Raw genomic sequence first — 16486 nt, 5'->3', positions numbered from 1 at the left:
CAAATATACAGAAACCTCAAAATTCGGCTTCCATTGACCATTCATTCGAAAATATGCAAATTAAAGGCTGTAATGTGCTGATTTTGCTAATGAAAAACAGTCCCTGGCACTTGCTTTTGGCTTGCAGCGTGCAGCGTGTAGCTTGCAGCTATTTCTCCCTTACCCCCTTGACCATTAACGGTTTTGATTGTAGATTGCGCCTTGGCTGAAAGCATCCTAATATAACAACCAGAACAGATGATAAAAAAGATAATTTATACTACCTCTTTATTATCCGTATTGATCCATGGACAGGCGCAGATCAAATGGCCGGCAGTAACACCCGTAACCAAGCCCTGGACCCGCTGGTGGTGGTTGGGTAGCGCTGTGGACCCTAAGAACCTTACTGCCAATATGCAGCAATATGCCGAAGTTGGTTTGGGCGGTTTGGAAATAACACCTATTTATGGTGTAGCTGGTTATGAAAATAAGTTTGTAGATTATTTATCGCCCCAATGGATGCAATTGCTCACCCATACGCTGAATGAAGCCAAACGGTTGAACATGCAAATAGATATGGCTACCGGAAGCGGCTGGCCATTTGGTGGAGGGCCGCTGATCGGCGATGCAGATGCATGTAAAGATTTTGTATATAAAACCTGGGCCGTAAAAGCAGGGGAAACCATCAAAGAACCAATAGCATTTGAACAACAACCTTACCTGAATGCCATTGGAAACACCCTGGCAGATCTGAAAAACACATTTCCCAATACATCAACTGCACCAGCGATCCTGAAAGAAGCGCAGCAGATAAAAGATGCAGATAAACTGGTAGAACCGGTTTATGCTAATAAAAACCTGCAGGCATTAGCAATAGATCAGTTGAAATATAAAAAGAACCTGCCTTTACAGGTGATCATGGCGTATGGCGACAACAACCAAACTATTGACCTGACCAGTAAAGTAGATAGAAGTGGCAAATTAACCTGGACTGCCCCCGCTGGTAACTGGACGGTATACGCGCTGTTCATGGGCTGGCATGGTAAAATGGTTGAACGCGCCGCACCGGGCGCTGAAGGCAATGCCATCGACCATTTTTCTGAAGCTGCTATTAAAAAATACCTCAGTCGTTTCGACACGGCTTTTGTTGGTAATGACCTGAGCCATTTACGCGGTTTCTTTAATGACTCTTATGAAGTAGATGACGCGCGTGGGCAAAGTAATTATACGCCCGGCTTTTTTGATGAGTTCAAACGCCGCCGTGGATATGATCTGAAATTATATTTACCTCAACTGCTGGCAAAGCAACGCGATGAAACCAGTTTGCGCGTGTTGTTCGATTACCGGCAAACCATGGCCGATCTGCTACTGGAAAAATTTACGGTTCCCTGGCACAACTGGGCGCAGGCAAAAGGAAAAATTGTAAGGAACCAGTCGCACGGTTCGCCGGCAAATATACTTGACTGTTATGGCGTTGTTGATATCCCTGAAACCGAAGGCACCGAATTGCTGCGGTTCAAATTCGCTGCATCTGCTGCACACATCTTAAATAAACAGCTGGCCTCTGCGGAAGCGGCTACCTGGTTGAATGAACATTTTAAATCGAACCTGGGTGATGTAAAGAATGTGATCGACAAATATTTCATCGGCGGTGTAAATCACATCGTGTACCATGGAACCAGCTATTCACCAATGAATGATCCCTGGCCCGGATGGCTGTTCTATGCGGCCGTGCATTTTCAACCCATACATCCATTCTGGAAAGATTTCGGCACATTGAATAATTATGTAACCCGCTGCCAGTCGTTCCTGCAAAGCGGTAAGCCCGATAACGATATCCTGTTATATTTTCCTTTCAGCGATCATAATTCAGAACCCGGCCGCGACCTGTTGCACCATTACGATGGCATGAAAGGATTTGAGCAAACCGACTTTAACAAAGTGGCGGAAGACATGTTGCAAAAAGGCTATGCCTTTGATTTTATTTCCGATAAGCAATTGGAAAAAGTAACTGCGATCGGTTCCTTATTGCATACGCCCGGCGGCAACTACCGCACCATTGTACTGGCCAATACGAAATACCTGCCACTGGCAACATTGGAGAAACTGGTAACGTTGGCAAAGTATGGCGCAAAGATCATTGTTTATAAAAACATGCCAGGCGGCGTGCCCGGCTTTGGTCAGTTGGAAACCCGGCAGAAACATTTTACCGATATAACAGCAACATTGAAATTCGTATCAGAAGGTGCGTTGCAAAAAGCAACAGTAGGCAAAGGCGCCTTTATAAAAGGAGAGGATCTCAGTGCCCTGTTAACAGCAGCCAGTGTAAATGCCGAACCCATGTACGGGTTAGGATTGCAATGCATTCGCCGGAATATAAGCGGCGGCCATTATTATTTTATCAGCAATGCTTCCACTACTGCTGTATCTAAATGGGTGCCGCTCAACAGAAAAGCGGCCAGCGCCATTTTGTTTGATCCCATGCAGGAGCAAAGCGGTATTGCGCGCACCAGGATCGTGAATGGTGTTACAGAAGTATTCGTACAACTGCAACCAGGTGAAAGCTGTGTATTGCAAACTTCCAATACTATATTAAAAGGCAATGCTTACCGGTATTATACCCCGGCCGGTACTGCCAGTGAAATAAAAGGTAAATGGACCCTGCGCTTCATGATCGGCGGGCCTGATCTGCCTAAAACAACAACCCTTACCAGGTTGGGTTCCTGGACCGATGTGCCGGAACCGATGGTGAAAGAATTTTCAGGCACAGCGCAGTACAGCATTGAATTTCCCAAACCCGCCGGTACTGCACCTGCTTATGTACTTGACCTCGGTAAAGTTGCCTGGAGCGCAGAAGTAGTGCTCAATGGTAAAAACCTTGGTACGCTGCTGGGGCCGGTTTACCGGGTAACCATACCCGCCAGTTTGTTGAAAGCCGATAATGAACTGTACATAAATGTAACCAACGGCATGACCAACCGCATCCTTGACCTGGAAAAGCAGGGTGTTGCCTGGAAGAAATTCTATAATGTAAACTTCCCCTCGCGGCTTGCGGAGAACCGGGGCGCCGATGGGGTTTTCACAGCAGCCAAATGGGAATATGAAACTTCAGGCCTGTTAGGACCGGTAACGATTGCGCCATTAAAGTGATGGTTCGATGGCTCGATTGTTGGATGGTTCGATGGTAAAAGGTAAATTCGAATTTTATGAGCCATTACCAGTAAGCCATAAAATCATATAAAAAATGTACAATATGATCAAGCGATTTATTTACCTTATTGTATTAACAGGAATTATGCAATCAGCCCAGGCACAAAGTAAAGATGAATCTGCAGTAAGTGCAGCCGTTGAATCGTTGCGTAAAGCCATGATCGATGGCGATAAAACCGGGTTACAAAATCTTACTGCCAACCAGTTGAGTTATGGGCATAGCAGCGGCAGGGTAGAAGACAAAGCATCCTTTGTTGACAATATTGTTACCGGTAAATCTGATTTTGTAACGATCGATCTCACCAATCAAACCATAGCCGTAGCCGGCGATGCCGCTATTGTACGTCATCAATTAGCCGCCACTACCAATGATAACGGAAACCCCGGCAGTGTAAAGCTGAATATCTTACTGGTTTGGCAAAAGCAAAAAGGGCAGTGGAAGTTGCTGGCAAGGCAGGCGGTGAAAGTACCATAGAAATGAAAAATGAGGAATGAAGAATTGCCTCGTTGCCTTTTTTGCTTGCGGATGCAGTTTGCATTTTTCAATTAACGATAAGTATGAAAAAATGGATCTGGTTAATAGCCGGAAGTATTTCTGTAAGTAAAAGCATGGCACAGGCAACGGCCATTAACCGGGAGGCAGTTGTTCGCAGGCACACCATCCACATCAGCAACGCAGATCCGCTGGCATCATTGACCGTTGGCAATGGACAATTTGCATTTACGGCAGATGTAACCGGCCTGCAAAGCTTTCCGGCCTTCTATCAAAAAGGCGTTCCGTTGGGAACACAATCAGAGTGGGGATGGCACAGCTTTCCCAATACACAAAACTACCAGCGCGAGGAAACGTTAAAAGAATATGAGCTGGAAGGAAAGAAGATCACTTATTCCGTGCAGGTGAAAGAACCCGAACGCAACCGGAAAGCCGTTGACTATTTCCGCCAGAACCCACACCGGTTACAACTTAGCCACATTGGATTGGAGATCACCAAAAAGAATGGCACGCTTGCCACTATCGACGATATTAAGCACATCGATCAGCAACTGGATATGTGGACCGGCGCTTTACAAAGCCGGTTTACTGTAGAAGGTGAACCAGTAACCGTAATAACTTATGCGCACCAGGAACGGGATGGCATATCCGTACAGATCAAATCCGCATTACTTGCCAAAAAAAGACTGGCGATACGGCTGCATTTTCCGTATCCCAATGGCGAGTTCAAAGATGTAGGTATGTTTGAAGGCGACAGCAGCAGGCATACATCCATTCTGCACAAGCGAACAGTCTTAAGTGGCGTCATTCAACGCACCCTGGATAATACTACTTACTTTGTACAATATGGGTTTAACCAACCTGTTAATATTCAAATGCGCCGGTCGCACGATTGCAAGGTGCAACCTTTAACTACCGGCAACACTTTTGAAGCTTCATTTTATTATACACCAGTAATAAGACATTCTGTTGTTCCTTCGTTTGCTGAAGCAAAAGCAAATAGCAGTACCCAGTGGATCAGGTTCTGGAAAAGCGGTGGCGCCATCGATCTTTCCGCCAGTACCAATGAACGCGCCAAAGAACTGGAAAGAAGGATTGTGTTATCGCAATACCTTACCAAAGTGCAATGCGCTTCAGCATACCCACCACAGGAAACGGGTTTAACGTTCAACAGTTGGTTTGGTAAACCACATTTGGAAATGCATTGGTGGCATGCCGTACACTTTGCTTTATGGGGAAGGACTGCGTTAATGGAAAAAAGTCTTGACTGGTATTTCACCGTTGCCAATGGCGCCCGTGACCTTGCACAACGACAGGGATTTGATGGATTGCGCTGGCAAAAAATGACTGATCACGATGGCAGGGAAGCGCCCTCTTCTGTAGGTGCATTTCTCATTTGGCAACAACCGCATTTGATCTATATGGCTGAGTTGAGCTATCGCGCCAAAAAAGATAAAAAGGTATTGGAAAAGTATAAAGACCTTGTATTTGGTACGGCTGCTTTTATGGCTTCTTTTCCAACCTATGATTCCGTTCATAAGCGATTTAACCTCGGCAAAGGCTTAATACCGGCGCAGGAATGTTTTGATGCGGTCACAACATTCAATCCAACCTACGAGCTGGCCTACTGGCAATGGGCATTAACGGTGGCGCAACAATGGCGTGAACGCCTGGGATTGCCGCGGGAGAAAAAATGGGATACCATCATCAACAAACTGTCGCCCTGGCCGCAAGCCAATGGCGTATACCTCGCTACAGAAAGCACCCCCGATTGTTATACGAATGAAAGATACATAACAGATCACCCGGCTGTGCTGGGCGCCTATAGTTCATTACCTGCGTGCAACCGGCTCGATACCGCAGTAATGAAAAACACTTACAACCTTATTTTAAAAGTATGGAAATGGGAAACTACCTGGGGGTGGGATTTTCCATTAATGGCCATGACGGCTACCCGGCTGCAAATGCCCGATAAAGCGATCGATGCTTTGTTCATGCCGGTACAAACAAACCGGTATCTGGTGAATGGCCATAATTTTCAGGATGACCGGCTTACCATTTACTTACCCGGCAACGGTGGTTTATTGAGCGCCATTGCCATGATGTGTGCCGGTTATGATCACAATACCACTCCCAATCCCGGTTTTCCCCGTGACGGAAGCTGGAAAGTGAAGTGGGAGGGGCTAAAGCCAATGTTCTAATGTGAAAATCAGCAAATGTGCAAATAGAAGAAAAGGGGGAAATGAGAAATGAAGAATGCCTTTTTCTTCCTAACAGCATGCAGCTTGCAGCTTATGGCTATTGTCTCTAATATGAATTGATGCACCACTCTCAAGATGATCCATAAGGCTTTATACTTTATAGCGTTTCTTTCAATCATCATTTCTGCCAGGGCCCAGTTACATGTAAACCATGGGCAACAGACTGTTGCTGCCAGGCAACCAGCTACCGGCAATAAACAATCTCCTGCCGGCGCTACGCAATTCATCGCCTCCAGAGAACGCAGTGTACACTACCAGGCCCAGGGAACAGACTTCGTTACCGTAAATGGAAGAATGCGTTTTAACCGCGCTTTGTATGGTACCAATACCGGGTTTCGGATTGAAGCCGGCGACCTGCCTGAGTTTGCTTTATACCTGCCAGGCATGGGTGGTAATTTTAGGTTCGGATTGATCGCAGGCAATAATAGTAAATGGTTAACGGAGGCGAAATCAGTGAAAGCCACTTACCGGGCGGGTTCTATGCTGTACGAAGTAAAAGATCCGTTGTTGGGAAATGGCGCCATGCACATTACAGTACTCGCATTGGCCGATGCCGAAGGCATGGTCGTTAAGGCTCAATTTGTAAATGTAACTACCAAAGCGGCGTTGTGCTGGGTATTCGGAGGGGCAACGGGTAAAAAGTTTTCCCGCGATGGCGATATCGGCGCCGATCCTGAATCATCGTTCTACCTGCAACCCGGTTACTGCAAAGGCAATGAATATACCATTGTTAAAAACAGTTTTCGGTTACAGTTTAATGAGCAAAAACATATCTCGGCCATTGTGCCGCCTGCTTCTGTCATTCGGTTAACAGATGCGGCACAGCAGAGTAATCCCCTCTCGTTATATCAAAGCAATGCGACAGAAACGCCGGCCATTGCCGGTAAAATGAATGTCGTAAATGGCGTTCAATACTTTTTACTGCAACCTGCCGATACAGTAGCAATTGCATACAACAATATTGCACTATCATTCAATGCAGCAGAAGCGGCCCGTAAAAAACTGGCGAGCCGCATCAGGGTGGTAACACCCGATCCCTGGATCAATACATTAGGCGGCGCATTAAGTGTTGCGGCCGATGGCATCTGGGAATCGCCCACTTATATGCATGGCGCGGTTGCCTGGCGCATGCGGCTGCCCGCCTGGCGCGGCGCTTATGTCGCTGATGCCCTAGGCTGGCACGACCGGGCCCGAACGCATTTCAGCAGTTATGCTTTATCACAGGTTACCACACCCGAAACGGGCCCCGTGGTATTGGATACGGCATTGCACCTGGCACGCGGGTTGGAAAAAATGGGAACGTCCATGTTCAGCAGTGGTTATATCTGCCGTAATCCCAATGGCGATCTGCGTCCCCACCATTACGATATGAACCTCGTGTTCATCGATCAGTTGTTAACGCATTTTTATTATACCGGTGATTCGGCTTATATAAAAGAACAGTGGCCAACCATACAACGGCATTTGGCCTGGGAGAAAAGAAATTTTGATGCAGACAATGATGGGTTGTACGATGCTTATTGTTGCATTTGGGCCAGCGATGCCTTGCAATACAGTGGCGGTGGCGTTACGCATTCATCGGCGTATAATTATCGCGCCAATGCCGTTGCTGCGCAATTGGCGCCCATTGTGGGGGCCGATCCTACGCCTTATCACAATGAAGCCACAAAGATCTTTGATGCCGTGAATAACCATTTGTGGATGCCTGAACTGGGTTGGTATGCTGAATATAAAGATGCGCTGGGTGAAAAATTGTTGCATAAGGCTGCCGGCTTATGGACGATCTATCACGCCATTGATGAAAAATTGCACGATGGGTTTAAAGCATACCAGGCGTTACGTTATGTAGATAAACATATTCCTCATATTCGCGTTCAGGCAAAAGGATTGCGTGATAGCAGTCATTACCTGCTTACCACCACCAACTGGCAACCCTATGCCTGGTCGTTAAATAATGTAGTGCTGGCCGAAAACCTGCATACGGCGCTGGCCTACTGGCAAGGCAACCGGATTGAGGACGCCTACCGGTTATGGAAAAGCGCCCTGGTAGAAAGTATGTACCTGTCATCGAGCCCGGGCGGATTTCAGCAACTTTCTTTTTATGATGCCATACGGGGAGAACTGTACCGCGATTTTGCCGATCCTATTGGTATGGCGGGTCGTTCTTTAACAGAAGGATTGTTTGGCATTTTACCCGATGCATTGAAAGATACGCTTACTATAAAACCAGGCTGGCCTGCTGCCTGGAACATGGCAAGCCTGCAAACGCCTGATATCGCTTTTGATTTTAAACGTACTGCTACAACGGATCAATATATCCTGAAGCCTGCCTTTCCCCGGTCAATGAACCTGCGTTTACAGGTAAGGGTATGGAAAGATGCCATTGAATCGATAATGGTAAACGGGCAACCGGTTAGCTGGCATGGACTGCAGGATGCGGTTGGTGAACCGGTGATTGAAATTGCAGCAGGCAAAGCAAAACAATATACTATCCTCATTAAATGGGCCGGCTCAGCCATTCTGCCAATGAAATATGATAGTGTCTTTGCCATGGGCACACAATTAACAGCGGTTAGCCCATTGGGTTTTATTCAATCTATTTACGATCCGCAGCAGGTGTTGCATCAGATCATGCTTACCAGCAACCAGTTGCAGGCAACCATTCAAGGTACGGCTGGTCATAAAACGGCATTCATCCAGTTACGGCAGGGCGAAATGGTTTGGTGGTTCCCGCTAAGTTTTGAAGTAAAGCAACCGGTTGAAATTATTCCGGCCGGTGAAATGAATGATCAGCAGATCCGGTTCAACATAAAAAATAATGGCGCTGCTGTTACTGCGAGGCTCATCGTTAATTCCGGTGAACAGGCGCATCAGCAAACAATACAATTACCGGCTAATTCAATCTCTAATGAAATCAGTGTTCCTGCATCATACCTTGTGCCGGGTAGTAACCGCATACGGGTTGAATGGGGTGAAGGACAGTTTACAGACACGATGATGATGAACTGGCATCTGCGCGCCAATGCTAATAGTAAGTTTGAAAATATAGATCTTTCCAAATACTTTAATGATAAGGTGACGAATATTTTTAAACAGACGTATTTGTCGCCGCGTTCACCATCTACTACACTACAATTACCGGTACAGGGCATTGGTAACTGGTGTTATCCGCTGGTACAACCGGTGATCGATGATGCCGGCTTGCGCAAAGCAGCGATCAATAATGAATTCGTGTTACCCCAACATATACCGCTGGCAACTCCGGCCGATACGCTGGCGAAGAATATTATATTCACATCAAAATGGGATAATTATCCTGATTCAGCAGTAGTACTTTTATCGGGTCATGCCAAACATGCGTATTATCTGTTAGCAGGTTCTACCAATCCCATGCAAACCAGGCTCGTTAACGGTGAACTGCGGGTGCATTACAAGGATGGCTCTATTGATACATTGGCATTAATAAATCCGCAAAACTGGTGGCCAATTGAACAGGACTATTTTATAGATGGGGTTGGTTTTACAACCGATGCGCCGAGGCCGCTAAGAGTGCAGCTTAAAACAGGAAAAGTATATGCATCGTCAATAGAATATACTTCCATAAAAGGCTTTAGCAACATGGCCGTTGATGGCGGCGCCGCTACTATACTCGATATGCCGCTCCACCACAATAAAGAACTTGAGTCTGTGAGTCTCCATACTTTCGCCAATGATGTGGTCATCGGATTAATGAGTGTTACGCTCACCCGCTAAATTCTAATTTTATTTTAATGTCATGCCACTTTTTGTAATTCTTCCCCGTCTTGAATCCGCAGCGCCCTATGGATGTTTTTCATGATAAATAATTCCAATATCATGAAAACAAGGTTTTTCAGTACAATTTTTTGGGTGTGCTGTCGTCTATTATGAGTCACGGGGAGTTAACCAAAAAGAAAAGATTGCATGCGGATAGTTACGCTTTTTATCCTTTTATTGTTTACAGCCCAGTTTGTTAGCGCTCAAAATAAAATAAGCGGCAAGGTAATGGATGCCATGAACCGGTTTCCATTACCTGATGCTACCATCACCATCATTAACCCGGTTGATTCTGCTGCCGTGGGTTTTGCTGTGGTCGACAAAGCAGGTTTGTTCGAAATAAAAAACCTGGGCAAGGGGAACTTTAAATTGGGGGTTACGTATACAGGCTACCGTCCATTTACAAAGGACCTGAATATTACCCAATCGCAATTCGTTATAGACCTCGATACTATTTTCCTGCAGCCTGATACTTCCATGATGACAAGTGTTGTGGTGCAGGCGCCGCCAATAATTGTTAAGAAAGATACCATTGAATTCAGGGCCAGTTCATTTAAAACAAAACCCAACGCCACGGTAGAAGACCTGCTTAAGAAATTACCCGGCGTTGAAGTAGATAAAGAAGGAAACATTGCTGCACAAGGTGAAGAGATCACTAAAGTATATGTTGATGGAAAGGAATTCTTCCTCAACGATCCGAAGCTGGCAACAAAGAACCTGTCGTCGGACATGGTAGAAAGTGTACAGGTATTTGATGATATGAGCGACCAGGCGAAGTTCACTAAGATAGATGATGGCAGCCGCAAACGCACCATCAATATCAAGTTGAAAAAAGATCGTAAGAAGGGCGTATTCGGGCGTACAAGCGCTTCCGTTGGTACCAGCGACCGGTACGAAGCCAGCGCATCGCTGAACGCGTTCGACAATAGCCGGCAGATCTCTGTATTGGGCGGCGCCAATAACATAAACAAATTAGGGTTTACCAATAACGACCTGGTAAGTGCTATGGGGGGTATGGGTAATGTGCGCGGAGGTCGTGGTGGTGGGGGTGGAGGCCGTGGCGGCGGCGGCGGTGGTGGCCGCGCTACCGATAATGGCAATACAAAATCGTGGAGCACAGGAATTAATTACCGTGATGAATGGGGTGCCAAGATCGATTTCAGTGGCAGCTATTTTGTATCGCAAACAACTACCAGTAATTACAGTCAAAGTTTTCGTCAAAGTGTTTTTGCCAACGACTCGGCAGCATATACCACTTCCGTTTCAAATAGCGGTAATACCAATACCAATCACCGGTTTGGTTTCAGGCTGGAATATGCCATCGACAGCATGAACTCATTGCTGATAACCCCAACTTTTAACCTGCAACAAGCCGGTTCTTCCAGTGACGAATCGTTGGTTACGCAGGCTGCCAACCTCAAAGTGAATTATAAAGCCATTGAGGGAGAGAGCCACCGCTCCAATAGTCGCGAGGGAAAAACCTTTAACAACGACTTCCTGTTCCGTCACCGGTTCCGCAAACCCGGCCGTACGTTTACCATTGGCTGGACCACAGCGTTGAATGGCAGTGATGGCAATGGGTTGAACACGTCGCCTTATTATTTTTATAATGCAGATAGTACAGCGCCAAGCCGGATAGATAACCGCCGGCAACGGAACGACCAGTATACCCGGTCATTTAATAATACCATCAGTTCGTCGGTTACGGAAATGATCGATTCGTCAATGGTTTGGGAACTGAACTATGCGTATACCATTAACCGCAGTAACAGCGACCGGAACACCTTCGATTTTAATTCTGTTACACAGGAATACGATAGTATTAATAAGCCCCTTACTAATTATTTTGAAAACCTGTTTACAGCCAACCGGCTGGGCACCAATTTCAGGGTGAAAAGGCAAAAGTATGATTACCAGTTTGGCGGCGCGGTGAATTTTGCTTCACTGGCAAACCTGAGCAACCGGGCTACTACCGGTAAAGACAGTACGATGCGGCAAACGTATACCAATTTCTTCCCGAACGCTTCGTTCAATTATAACCCGGCTCCCAGAAAGAACCTGCGATTTAATTATCGCGGAAGTACCCGTGCCCCGGGCATCAGCCAGTTACAGGATGTAGCGGATGTAAGCAATCCGCTGAACGTTCGTACCGGTAATCCCGAACTGAAACAGGAGTTTACCCATAATATCAACGTTTCGTACAATTCTTTCAATCTTAGTAATTTTTTATACTTCAATTTGAATGGCGGCGCCAATATTGTGAGCAATAAGATTGTGAACAGCATCAGCCAACTCGACACGGCGGTGCTTTTAACAAAACCGGAGAACCTGAATGGCGCTCAAGGTTTTACTTTTTCAGGAACCATTGGCATTCCGTTGAAGAAAGTAACTACCGGCCGTCGCAGCCCGGTAAACCTGAACCTTACCTCTTCCGTACGGTTCAACCGCGATGTAAGCAAGCTGTACAACGCCATTAATTACAATTATACCAAAAGCTTTGGACAACGGATCTCATTCAATTACTTCATCCAGGACAAGCTTGACCTGCAGGCGAATGCCAACTTTAATTATAACGATGCAAAGTACAGTGTGCAGAAAACGCTGAACTATACTTATTTTGATCATCATTATTCACTGGATGTAACCTATACGATGTTCAAAAAGATAATGATCAATAATGATTTTGATTATTACATCAATACCGGCCGGGCGCAAGGTTTCAACCAGCCGATTCCTTTGTGGAATGCATACATTTCCTGTTTGTTGTTTAAAAAGCAAAATGGCGAATTGCGCATAAGCGGTATCGACTTATTGAACCAGAATAAAAGCATCACCCGTTCAGTGGGCGACAACTACATTGAAGATACCTACACCCAGGTACTGCAACGGTACTTCTTCGTTAGCTTCCTGTACAACTTCAGGAATTTTGGCAAGGGCATGTTCCCCGGCCGGGATAGCAGGGAACGGGGTGGCAGAAGATATTAATCTTTCACCATTCGTATTGTCAATGATACCGATCCGCCGCTGAGCTGTATATAATACAGGCCTGGCAGCAGGTGTGCGGGCAGCTCATACCGCGTTGGGGCGGTGCCTGCTTTTATGGTTGTATGATGCACCGGTTGCCCGGTTTGGTTAAATATCAACATATCCGTATACCTATGCTTTTTGGGTAATCGCAGGAAAATATATTTTTTACTTGGGTTAGGAAATGCGATTACTTCGTTGGTATTGGTAATATCGGTTGAACCTGCAACAGGTTGGTTGGGAGTTACCGATAACACAATGGAGTTTTGGGCGTTGGCTGCAGAGCCGCAGGCTGATGTAGTGCCGGTAGGAGCAAGGTTATAATTACCGCAGGCATTACAGGTGAAAGCGGCAGGATGCGAAACAAACGCGGCCGGTACGTCAGACGTCCATCTTATTTTGGATGCGTTTTGTAAAGAAGACAAAAACCCATTGACAACACTCTGTATCATGGGCGCATGCACCACCAGGTAAGAAATGCCGGTGCTGGTTTCGGTAAAGAAACCATTTTTGTTCAGGTTGAAGGAAGAACATAATTCAATCAACGATCCATTTCCCAATTTTACATTACTGCCCGTAGAACCGGCTGTCCAGGCGCCGGTAACCTTCATCACTCCAAAATCATTTATAGCTATATTTATTTGTCCCTGTGAGAAGGAGCCGGTTATATCTATAAATCCGCCATTACAGATCACCAGGTTATCGATGGAAGAAACAGGCGCCGTGCTGTTACCGGTAAGTATGCCGGTGATAATGAGTTTGGCGCCGAATTTTACCAGGATAACTCCGGTTTTATTAAGTGTAACGTTGCCCAGCGTAATGGTACCACCTTGTATAACCAGCGTTCCATCGATGGTATAGGTGTTGGCGCTTAAATTAGTTGTGGTAGAAATGCAATAAGTAGATCCGGCTGTTAATGTAGCTGCTCCGGTTGGCAATGTGGCGATAGCGCCTGATGGACAATTGCCGGTACATTGTGCCACCACGCTGCTGCAGGCAAATGCTGTTATCAGAAGGTTAAACAAACCTGAGATATATTTCATAGGAACGGATAATTATAAGGTGAGTGATGGCAGGCAAATTAAAGCTATACATTCAATTGTCAAATAGCAAAACTCCGAATTGGATAATATAGTAATATGAAAAACGGTTGTTAACAGCCGTTATGCTATAATGTAAGTATGTAAGTTGATCTTATGGTTTAATAAAACTACTAATTCAAGTATTGAAGCAGGGCATGCTTTCGTATATCTTGCACTACTTCATATATACATTTTGGTTTCAGAGGTAACCACAGCCGTCCATTTCGATGGAGGGCTTTTTTTTATTGTTTATGTGCTAATCATTTAGCCTGTTGCGAAACATATTCAGATGCATGTGGATCTCATTCACGGGAGTATGTAAAATATAAGCTATCTCCTGTACGCCTTTACCCTGGCAGAGTAACAACAGGATGTTCTTTTCAGGCGGGCTCATTGAAATAAATTGAGAGCCCGGCTCCATCCAGTCGCGGGTTAAGCAGTAGTCATTGTACAAAGTGTAGAATAGCTCTGAGATATATCTTTCATTCATGGAGATGCGGGTGTAGGCATTTTGGATCTCTTCCATACTTTCAGAACGATGAACATATGCATCGATACTCCATATATCCATTTTTTCAATAACGGAATGACAATAATTACTTGCGTACAACATTAGTTTGGGATGCCCGAACCGTTTCTTCAGATCAACGATCATTTTGCTTAACGATGTTGACGTGTCATGAGGTAATACGCCTATTACCAGCAGATCGAATGCCTCTGCAACGAGCGTTGGGGATGATAATGCTGAAAAAACATTGGATTCGTAAGCAACAGTTACCGATTTGTTAAGTAAGGTAAAGGTTTCAAGCAAACCGAAAGCAATTACAGGAACGTCGTCAATTACCAGCACCCGGTTGAGTGATGCAGCTACATTCTTCATATCTTGTTTTTATAGGATGTTGAGGGCATTTAACTCAAAGCTAACGGTTGACAAAAAGAATAAAATGACTTGAAATAGTAGTTTTTTTATGTGATTGTGACTGCAATCTTTGCATTAATCCTAATACTAATTAAAACTAAATCTATTGTACTCTATTACTACTGTTCCACCCTGTGCGAACATCTATAATTCCGTTTTGCTAAACAAAAACGGCATTATTCAGCAAGTACGAACTACTTTTCTTAGTAGTCGGTCAATTCTTAAAAAAATCGATAAGTATATCACGTTATATACTTTTTCGCCATGTATGGAAGACGAATTTACAGAAGGTTTTGTGCCTTACCGGTTCGATGTTGATGATGCGGAGCCGGATGACGAATACCACTCTGCATTGCAGGAGGTTATCCTGGCTGGCAGCAACTTCATTCACCGGCAGAAGCAGGTGCAATATCCCAGCTATGCCGAACTGGTGGTGGTATTTGCCAATAAAGAAACCTGTAATGTGGGTGAGATCAAAGATATTTTGCGTGGCGTGCTGAATAATTATAATAACAAATGCAACTGGCCTAACTGGAAAGCGTTTGCGTGGCGTAAAATAAATACGCCCGACTCTGTTATTATTGCGGTTTCGCTGCGAAGCAGGATGTTGTAGCAGCTACAGCATGTTATTGTCCGGGAGCGGAAAGGTAAGGGTGTTTGGCGGGTAGCTTCCGGACCTTTTTTTATGCTATTGGAAAACCAGCGTACGATCGGAATGAAGCATGATTTTAGTTTGTTGCTTCGATCGTAACCACTTATAGCAAAGCCCAAGCAGAATAAGCGCATAGTAACCAAGGATGCTGCAGAAAATTACACGGTATGGTTGCAGGAAATAGGTGCGTAATGACAGTTGAGCTGTTCTATCTTTCCCAAGTAACCATTGTGCAATTTTCTTTACCATTGGTAACAGCACCGGTATCTTATTCCAATTGGTATAATGAACACCCTCATACCGGTAATCGCCGTTGTACTGTAGTGGCACCTGATTTTTATAATAAGGCCAGTTGTGTTGAACATCAGCAAAGCTGGCCAGCTTTCCGTGGGGAGTTGTAAAATACAGATCATACAAGCCATCCAATACTACCCAGCCATGCGAAGTGTTTGCTTCAAGAACTATGTGACCGCCTTTTTGCCCATTGACTTCCATTTCAGCAAAACGCACTTTTACATTGGCTGTTTGTAAAATCCTTGCCAGTACCCGTGAATAACTGCCACAGGCTCCATTAGCAGTTGCCAGGTCAAAAGTGGTGGGATAGAAAACCGATGTTTTAATGCCGGTAAATGGACGGTTAAAATAAGGTTGCCGGTTATTGAGCAATTGATGGGTGAGGTGCATGGCTTGCACCAGAAAAGCATCTTCAGATTGTTTTGCCGCTGGTGCCGAGTTAATGGTGGAAACTATTTGCTCGTACAGGGAAGATTCATAATGCGACTCAATGGCTGTGTAAAAGAGGGTTGCCACGAGCAGGCCGTGAAAAAAGGCCAGGACAAAGCGGTTTTTCAGATTCCACCTGGCTACTACTGTTGTATATTTAGTTTTATTAAGTCTCATAAAAAAAATATGCATAGCCAGATGAAAAGCTTTATCCCGGCACTACGAAATGAAACCCGTTACCTGGTTCCGATTGGTCTTTCAATAATAAAGTGAAGGTGTAATTGGAATTTCTTGTCGCTTAATAGGAGTACTAAACCTTACTGTGGATGTTGGAGTGGTTTACAATAG

General features: G+C 45.2%; 9 protein-coding genes. 6 read left to right on the top strand and 3 right to left on the bottom strand.

Annotated elements, in window-relative coordinates; genetic code table 11:
- Positions 1-237: 237 nt before the first annotated feature.
- The 5 genes from FAM09_RS21955 (at position 238) to FAM09_RS21935 (ending at position 12723) form a co-directional block, all read left to right on the top strand.
- Positions 238-3129, top strand: a complete 2892-nt coding sequence (locus tag FAM09_RS21955) for a glycosyl hydrolase (RefSeq protein ID WP_136579293.1) — start codon at positions 238-240, stop codon at positions 3127-3129.
- 103 nt (positions 3130-3232) lie between these two features.
- Positions 3233-3664 (top strand): nuclear transport factor 2 family protein, encoded by a 432-nt coding sequence (locus tag FAM09_RS21950; RefSeq protein ID WP_136579292.1) that lies wholly within the window; start codon positions 3233-3235, stop codon positions 3662-3664.
- Positions 3665-3747: 83 nt separating this feature from the next.
- Positions 3748-5883, top strand: a complete 2136-nt coding sequence (locus FAM09_RS21945) for a hypothetical protein (protein ID WP_136579291.1) — start codon at positions 3748-3750, stop codon at positions 5881-5883.
- Positions 5884-6018: 135 nt separating this feature from the next.
- Positions 6019-9696 carry a DUF4450 domain-containing protein gene (locus tag FAM09_RS21940; protein ID WP_136579290.1) on the top strand — a complete coding sequence of 1226 codons (3678 nt, stop codon included), beginning with the start codon at positions 6019-6021 and terminating at the stop codon, positions 9694-9696.
- Positions 9697-9885: 189 nt separating this feature from the next.
- Positions 9886-12723, top strand: a complete 2838-nt coding sequence (locus tag FAM09_RS21935) for a TonB-dependent receptor domain-containing protein (RefSeq protein ID WP_136579289.1) — start codon at positions 9886-9888, stop codon at positions 12721-12723.
- On the opposite strand, the gene FAM09_RS21930 is transcribed toward FAM09_RS21935, so the two are convergent.
- Both FAM09_RS21930 and FAM09_RS21925 read right to left on the bottom strand, forming a co-directional pair.
- The gene (locus FAM09_RS21930) at positions 12720-13805 is read right to left on the bottom strand and encodes a T9SS type A sorting domain-containing protein (protein ID WP_136579288.1); all 1086 of its coding nucleotides are present in this window, start codon (positions 13803-13805) and stop codon (positions 12720-12722) included. The genes FAM09_RS21935 and FAM09_RS21930 overlap by 4 nt on opposite strands.
- A gap of 295 nt (positions 13806-14100) precedes the next feature.
- Positions 14101-14724 (bottom strand): helix-turn-helix transcriptional regulator, encoded by a 624-nt coding sequence (locus FAM09_RS21925; RefSeq protein ID WP_136579287.1) that lies wholly within the window; start codon positions 14722-14724, stop codon positions 14101-14103.
- Between the two features lie 307 nt (positions 14725-15031).
- Between FAM09_RS21925 and FAM09_RS21920 the strand changes: the two genes are divergently transcribed.
- Positions 15032-15376: a hypothetical protein gene (locus tag FAM09_RS21920; protein ID WP_136579286.1), complete on the top strand. Its 345-nt coding sequence runs from the start codon at positions 15032-15034 to the stop codon at positions 15374-15376.
- 75 nt (positions 15377-15451) lie between these two features.
- Here the strand turns inward: FAM09_RS21920 and FAM09_RS21915 are convergent, their stop codons facing one another.
- The gene (locus FAM09_RS21915; RefSeq protein WP_136579285.1) at positions 15452-16315 is read right to left on the bottom strand and encodes a hypothetical protein; all 864 of its coding nucleotides are present in this window, start codon (positions 16313-16315) and stop codon (positions 15452-15454) included.
- Between the last annotated feature and the right edge of the window lie 171 nt (positions 16316-16486).

The sequence above is a fragment of the Niastella caeni genome (genome assembly GCF_004834005.1).
GTDB lineage: Bacteria > Bacteroidota > Bacteroidia > Chitinophagales > Chitinophagaceae > Niastella > Niastella caeni.
The sequence above is the reverse complement of the archived record's forward strand: the minus strand, read 5'-3'. Positions and strand labels throughout refer to the sequence as shown.